This window comes from Ferroacidibacillus organovorans, from assembly GCF_001642725.1.
Classification (GTDB): Bacteria; Bacillota; Bacilli; order Alicyclobacillales; family SLC66; genus Ferroacidibacillus; species Ferroacidibacillus organovorans.
On sequence record NZ_LSUQ01000092.1, the window covers coordinates 1 to 7,069 of the forward strand.

General features: G+C 44.3%; 5 protein-coding genes. 1 reads left to right on the top strand and 4 read right to left on the bottom strand.

Annotated features, from left to right (window positions below; genetic code table 11):
- Positions 1 to 102: 102 nt before the first annotated feature.
- Positions 103 to 984: a TIGR02391 family protein gene (locus tag AYW79_RS14795; protein ID WP_067567542.1), complete on the bottom strand. Its 882-nt coding sequence runs from the start codon at positions 982 to 984 to the stop codon at positions 103 to 105.
- Positions 985 to 1,335: 351 nt separating this feature from the next.
- A complete protein-coding gene (locus AYW79_RS14800; RefSeq protein WP_197461058.1) occupies positions 1,336 to 2,316 on the bottom strand; it encodes an AbiJ-NTD4 domain-containing protein in 981 nt (326 codons plus the stop codon).
- Positions 2,317 to 2,572: 256 nt separating this feature from the next.
- Here AYW79_RS14800 and AYW79_RS14805 point away from each other — a divergent pair, with 256 nt between their 5' ends.
- Entirely contained in the window at positions 2,573 to 2,854 is a 282-nt protein-coding gene (locus AYW79_RS14805; RefSeq protein WP_067567548.1) for a hypothetical protein, read from the top strand.
- 211 nt (positions 2,855 to 3,065) lie between these two features.
- On the opposite strand, the gene AYW79_RS14810 is transcribed toward AYW79_RS14805, so the two are convergent.
- A complete protein-coding gene (locus tag AYW79_RS14810) occupies positions 3,066 to 4,715 on the bottom strand; it encodes a hypothetical protein (RefSeq protein ID WP_067567551.1) in 1,650 nt (549 codons plus the stop codon).
- A 78-nt stretch (positions 4,716 to 4,793) separates the two neighbouring features.
- The gene (locus AYW79_RS14815) at positions 4,794 to 5,903 is read right to left on the bottom strand and encodes a hypothetical protein (protein WP_067567554.1); all 1,110 of its coding nucleotides are present in this window, start codon (positions 5,901 to 5,903) and stop codon (positions 4,794 to 4,796) included.
- Between the last annotated feature and the right edge of the window lie 1,166 nt (positions 5,904 to 7,069).

Consider the following 7,069-nt stretch of genomic DNA (forward strand, 5'->3'; position numbering starts at 1 on the left):
CACCAAGATAAGTTGACATAACTCAATCTCTACCGAGGGGCGAATTTACACCACATCTCGGACTTGATCCGTTAATGCCCTTATGTGATACAGACATCTATGTTATGGAGTTCCACCTGCAACTTGAGCATCATCAAGAACTTTGAATAAAACAGAGGCAAAGCTCAGCCATTCAACGGTTTTCTGTGGGTCTGTTTGTTGTATCAACCGATGTGCTTTAGGATTTCTGATTCCCATTACGGCTCCCGAAAACATCCACATATACCCCATTTGTTCGTCAGAGTCGTCCGAAACAATGATTTTTGGTGATTTAGGTGAGAATACCTGCTGCATCAACGTAGATCCATCTAAGTCATATCGACCCGATTTGGCTTTTACTTGTTCCACCAGGGCAATGTAGGTGTCAAGAATTGCTTGTCTATAGTGCCCGTCCTGAAATAATTTCCCGGCCACTTCTTTTACACGAGAGTGTAAACCATTAAGCGTATCATCATTGGTTGTCCCCAAAGGTTCAGAGATCCTTAAGTTGTGGATTTTATCCAGAGCTTGCGTACGTATTGCGCCTAAAATGCCTGATACCGCAGTTACGGGAAAACGAAAACAATGAGGACGTACGCTGAATTTCTCTGCAATAAGTTCAAATCGCTTAAAATCCTGGATTTCTAAAAGTCCGTCTTTCTCAGAGTATGCTTGTAACTCTGGTAGCGAATCACGAATAGGATATTCCAAGAGAAATGCTAGTCGTGAATCTGCTACACCGATTGGACGATTATACGCATCATAGTATTGACCAATTACCGTGCGGTAGGCAGGGACTTTATCAGTCTCACGCAGTTCCGAATTCTCTTTTGTATATCCACCCAATTCAAGCTTTGTCCAATGTATTGCCTCTTCGTCACTGCATTGAATGGCAACCTCGAGAAGATAGTACAAGAGTTCATCGATGGTTTTTTGAGACAATGTTGCTAGGTTATTCGATGACACTGATCACACCTCCGATACTCGATATTTTGTAATGCCCGCTACTTCCAGTTATAGTTTGCAAGAATCGTCGAAATCCCCCACATCCACCTTATATGACCATATCGGTTGAATTGGGACCGCTTGTGGACATTTGCCTAGCCTCCATGTCTTGCACTTACACGTAGGTGTTAGAAAAAGTCGTTCGGCGGAAACAAGTTCCGTACTGCAGAGAATTAGACTGCCTCGTGGCTGGTTAAATGCAATCGGGATACACCCTAAGTGCACTCAAACCTCCACTGCGTGAGCGCAGAATGTCGTTCCCACAACAGACAGTTACGGTGTTCGCAAGGGTCTTATTAAATGACTTGACAATCATAGAGTAATCCCGGCTCGTGAAACTTTTGGCAGCAAATAGTTGATGAACGCAGAGCAGGCCACCAACATAAACTTCGCATCTTCAGATTCAATAGTTGGCGCCTCTGTGAGAGAATGTCGGATACCGTCCGCATCGCTGGTGTATCCGTACAGTTTTGAAAAGGCTTCCTTTAGAGCGGGATGTAGATTGACCATGGATGCCTTTTCAATTCTATTTAGTGCCTGTCCTAGTGTGGCTTTGGGATTTCCGTCGATTAAAACGCATATAGCTTCAATGGCACTTATCGATTCCTTAATCGAGTTCCGCCAATCTGGCATTTTTCGATCTGATAGTAATTCGAGCGCACGACGTACATGATTGTTCACCCCGGCTAAATTCGTAGTGTCCCTTAGAGCAAGATCAATTGCCTGTAGTTCCTCGTCACTGGTAATGTCAACGATGCAGTTGTTCACAAGTCGATAGCCTGACATTTCTTTTGCGAGTGCATTGTTACAACTCTCAATGAAGGGTTCAATATTGAGCCGAGCCATGAATTCGATGAAATCGTATGCTGCATACCACTGACACTCATAGAAATACTTGCGCAGATACCCGTATATAACTCGACATCTTGAATCAATGAGATCGGTTGAAAGCTTAAAGTAATCTGTCCAGATCCACTGTACAAGAATATAGTTATCCTCGTTTCGGTAGAGAAATTCTCTCGAACGTAACTCGGTGTCCCAAAAATAGCTACATAAGCAATTCCACAGCGCATTTCGCAAAGCATCGTCCATCGACTCAAGCTGTATTTTATCTTTAGTTGGCGTAAATCCCTTACGTTGAGAAAATCGCACCAAGAACCCACTCCCGATTGATACTTCAATAGTGGAAAAACGCCATATTATAACAACGGCAGGTGTATCATACGTACGTCCTGACGGCATCGCCGTTTGATCATTTGTCACATATGGCGTTTGAGGGATTTCTGCTGCCAATCGATATGGGGTTTTTCTACAGTCTTCTAGGACACTTCAACCACGCACATTCATTTTCATGCCCATATTATACCACGTGTCGAATCAGTGCTATTTAGATAATTCTTCTTTCTGTAAAAATACGGACCAGGATGCAGGCCCATATCACATCTTGCTATACAAGTGCAAGTCGCTGGTGGAGGTGACGCTCCTCGGTCCGAAATCCTTAAATACACGATTCAGGTTTGAAACAAGATAATTGAGGAGGTCTCGGTCTGTGAAGCCTTTGGACACGAGTATGTTGGATCTTGAACGATCAATCAAGCGTGCGGTGTTGGCCGCTCATAAACAGTCCACATCAGGAACATGGGCAAACGTACGCCAACGTCTGGAAAGTCCCACTACATTGTCCGTGTATTGCGATGGCAGCGTCATCGCAGGTCAATTTCATTTGGGTGTACTTCTTGAGCCATTTAAGCCATTCGGCATCGCTGGTGTAAAAAATATCTGCCTGAGTGTCCGAAGATTCTCGGCCTGTCGCATGCAAATTGAAAATTAGCTGATCGAGCCTCAATTCAGGATTTTATCGCCAGTATGCATCAAGCGCTCGTACAATTTTGTCGACACGTGAAGCGTCACTCATTGTAGTGCCTCCCTTTCAATACACCAGCTCTTGTCAGCTTCTTTTGGGTGCTTTCCGCAGCCTGTAAATGCGAAAAATCGTAGCGTTCTTTGGAGGTGAAGCGTAATCCCTCACCATAAGCCTCAACCTACTTCTGTTCTTGCAATATCCTGTTTTGCAAGTACATCAAGAAATTTGTTGCACATTCCAATATCCCCTCAAAAACCACTGCTAGAGGTTTCTCACCTATGCTGAAGTAGGCTGCTCCTCTTGCATAGGAATCTCCCTTCCTGTGACCGGCTCCGTTTCGCAAGTCCTGAAGGGATCGGAGAAACTTAATGTGCGGTTCAGCATCATGACACCCTTGTTCCTGTAACCACAATGATAGCTTCGAGATTCCTTTTGTATCTCTGGGAACTGCGCCTTGAATCTGTTCCTTTATCTCCTCTTCATTTAGAGAGTCCACAAGAACCTTTGTAAGTGACATTGACTGTTGATCAAATTCAGATTGGTCGTCAGAAACCGGTATTCTTAAAGTTTTGAAATTGTGTTGGTCCTCCTCAGACAGTGGTCTGAACAGCACCCACCCAAATTTCCCCTGCCATCTCTCTTGCAAGATGTTGAATTGATACTTGAAAACAAGGTCTGCCTTTTCGGGGTCTGTGAACTCGTCCAGAAGGCTGCGTTTCCAGTTTACATCGCTGATTTTACCATCAGGTGGTATATTGTAACTCTTCCAGTACACTCGTTCTGCGGCAGGCAAATCTCGCCCAAGATCCCCCAAATACACAATGACATGAGTTTGATGATTATTGTCCAGCCGAAGTCCCCATAGTCCGCCGCATCTGAGATAACCGTCGTCTACAGAGTAAATGTCAGGTTTAGAGTAATACTTTGTAAGAACATCTCGCCTAAAGAACACAGGGGTCAAATAATTGGGCGCATCGGGATTCGCCCCAAAGTAATTTGCCAATTCGTCCGGATCACACGTGTAAGATTGCGGATCACCATTTTCGTCCACATCGATTATAAAATTCTCAAATTCATCTTCATCCTCGTATGGCCAAATCCCACTCTTCTCCTTAGCCATCCCCGATATCAGCTTTTTCCCTTCTATCCTCGAAAACATAGGTTTGTCATCGGAAATGGAAAACTTCTGTTCCCCGACAAAATAGAAGTAGAGAATATTTCCCTCCCTCACAGTCCTACGCTCCTCCGTCAGGCCAAGTTCCGATAGTGTCCTATCGGAATGGCGGTCGATGGAAAAAAATATCGCAAGGTGCATATCCTTTATAGACAGAAATTGTTTCAACGGCTTTAGCTTGATTCGTACTCGGTCATCTTCAACTAGAATTACATCCTCCTCGGTGCCGCTCTCACTGATTTGGATGAACTTGCTATTTGCCTTATCGTAATAGAGGTTATGAAACAATCGAAACTCCTCTGAGACTTCTACGTAGTCTTTCCTCATACCATAGAAATCCCGACAGTGAATCAGAGGTTCAACCCCGTTATCATGACCAAATCGGTGATACTTCACCGTATCTGTTCCATCCAAGTCGTGATACTGCGTACATCCCGGTCTTCCTCTGTCAAAATGTAAGTCCCACGACTCGTTGTTTAGTGAATCCTCCACCATCAAGTTCGGAATCAGAGCGCAGAAGAAGTAAGTTGCTCCCCACTCCCCTCTGTTGCTCGAATAGACCGTAATCCATTGTTCCTGCCCCGCCTTATTATGGATGTAATCAATCCAATCTCGAAGCAGGATATCTCCCGGCTTGTCATTCTGCGCAAACATAGTCGTCACCCCCTCTTGTATAGGCATAAAATCTTTGTTCAACGTTCCAATTGGAATACTCCAAGCCGATTTAACGGATTATTTACTCTTCAGCCGCTGCAATTGCTCTGGCTGTTGATTGCATGCAACGAGAATACTTTGGGTTAACTTGGTAGACGATATATTAGCCCATGGAGCGATGAAAGCGTACGGAGTTATAATGCGTTCGGGTGACGTGATATCCATTTGCGATAATGTAACGACGGACACACATTGTTGTTTATCCGTTTCAAGCGCATCGTGGACATCTGTCTTCACCCCAAGAGCATTCGATATGAACGCACCAGTGTTGAAAGAGCCATCTACCATAATTATTTTCTGACCATCATAGTCTCGCACCTGCTTTATTTTTCGCTGAAGCGCATTACGAAGTGTGTTCGACATAGACATAAATCCGGATTGCCCTGCGTGGCCGATGGTCACGCAGGTGTTGCCGGGTACGGGGGTAATTCTGGCCGCAGGTAAACCTGGTGTGAGGCGGTCATGGGGGAAGCCATCGATACTTGACCATTTAATTTTTTCCTGTGGTCGATGGGTTTCAATGAAGTACCGGAACATTACAACAAATCTATCTATTTCTTCTTTATTCGTCAAATCTGGCATGACATTGCACGTTACGTGATATGAGCCCTTGATTTCCGAAAATCGATGATTAAAGTAATCCATTCCAAAAGAAGCTTCGTTGATCCCAGATTCATCATCAGCATTCCGAAGAGACGTACATTCGACAAAAACCGTCTCAACACCATCCGACAATTTGATGTCAAGGACATTTTTTGATCCTGGGTCGGTTGGTTCAATTGAATCCACGGGCAGCGCTGAACGCAAAAGAAGAAATATTACCATGGACTCGAATCTTTTGGACCAGAACGCCCCAGGCACGCCGATGCTGCCAATCCAATCCCTGTACGAAGAGGGGAAGGAGTCCGATATCAGTTGCAGCTCCTCCCCCAAAAGGGTTAATGCAGTCGTATATGATGGAAAACGGCTATACGTTATCCAGCGTCGAATCGGCGATGCGTCATACCACCATTTAGGTGGAAGTAGTGAACGTAACAAGGGCCAATGAGTTTCGAGTAGGCTATTACATTCGATTTCATTCAAATAGGTGTCCGTAAACTGCTTGACCAACGCTCGGCGTGTATTCACCATACAACCACCTTCCTGATACAATTGTCATACTCTTAATTTTTTATATCCCACCAATTCCCGTCATATTGTACCATGCATTTCCGGTGGTCTTTCATTTCTTCCTCGCAAAAAAATATGGACCAGAATCTTAACCCATATCACATCTTGCTATGAAGGTGCAAGTCCTTGTTGGAGTTGAGGATCCTCGGTCCGAAATCCTCATGTACATTCTGTATGTGTAACGGAGGATTGGAGACGTGAAACCCTATTCGTATCGTAGTTTCTCAGACCTTGAGCATTCAATCAAGCGTAAAGTGAAACAACCTCTTCAACAGCACAATCCACACTTATAAAGAGCGTGGTGCGTGACATTTGGCTTCAGCATTTTACTTCAACCATGGCTTTGGAAAACAGATATCCTTCTTTATATATCGTCCCCACTTGACGAGAAGTAGTTGATGCGGTCTATGACATCCGCCAGATCCATTTCGTCGACATTCAGCGGCTCGCAGACATTGCTTATAACCCCAGACTTATGAAGCTCTTCTGAGACCAATTGAACCCAGGTCTCCAATATGCGTGCTTTTGACCGTGGGGGAATGTTTTGAAAGTATCCATCCAAGCCATACCGGGACATAATATCACGATAGATGGATCGAACAATTGCAACAGAAAGCTTTTGGTCCATTGATAGCCACCATTCCTTTCATGTGCGACGATTTGTATGCGGGGGAAATATTCAGGACATTATCGAGTATCACTGTGCCGAATTGGAAGCAAACAAATAGGTCTTGTCATGCGCCAGTAGCGAAATATTCGCCGATTCGTATCTGGCGAAAATATTAATTCCATCCCACCCAGATGGCATATTTCTCGCTGTCGGAAGCAGTCGATTTTCTGAACTTGTGATGGTTGCGGTCCACAGATACTTATCTAGCACTTCAAAGATCGACTCTATAGAAACATTCCCCGCCATAGCCATATGTTCGCAAGTGTTGTTTATAAACTTTGTCTTCGGCACAATGTGTTCATATACCAATCCATCCGTGGAATTCATGTTTAGGATTTTTAATGCTTTTTCAGATATATAATCTGTGCCATATCGCCTATCCCTGGATCAAGTCCGAGATGTGGTGTAAATTCGCCCCTCGGTAGAGATTGAGTTATGTCAACTTATCTTGGTG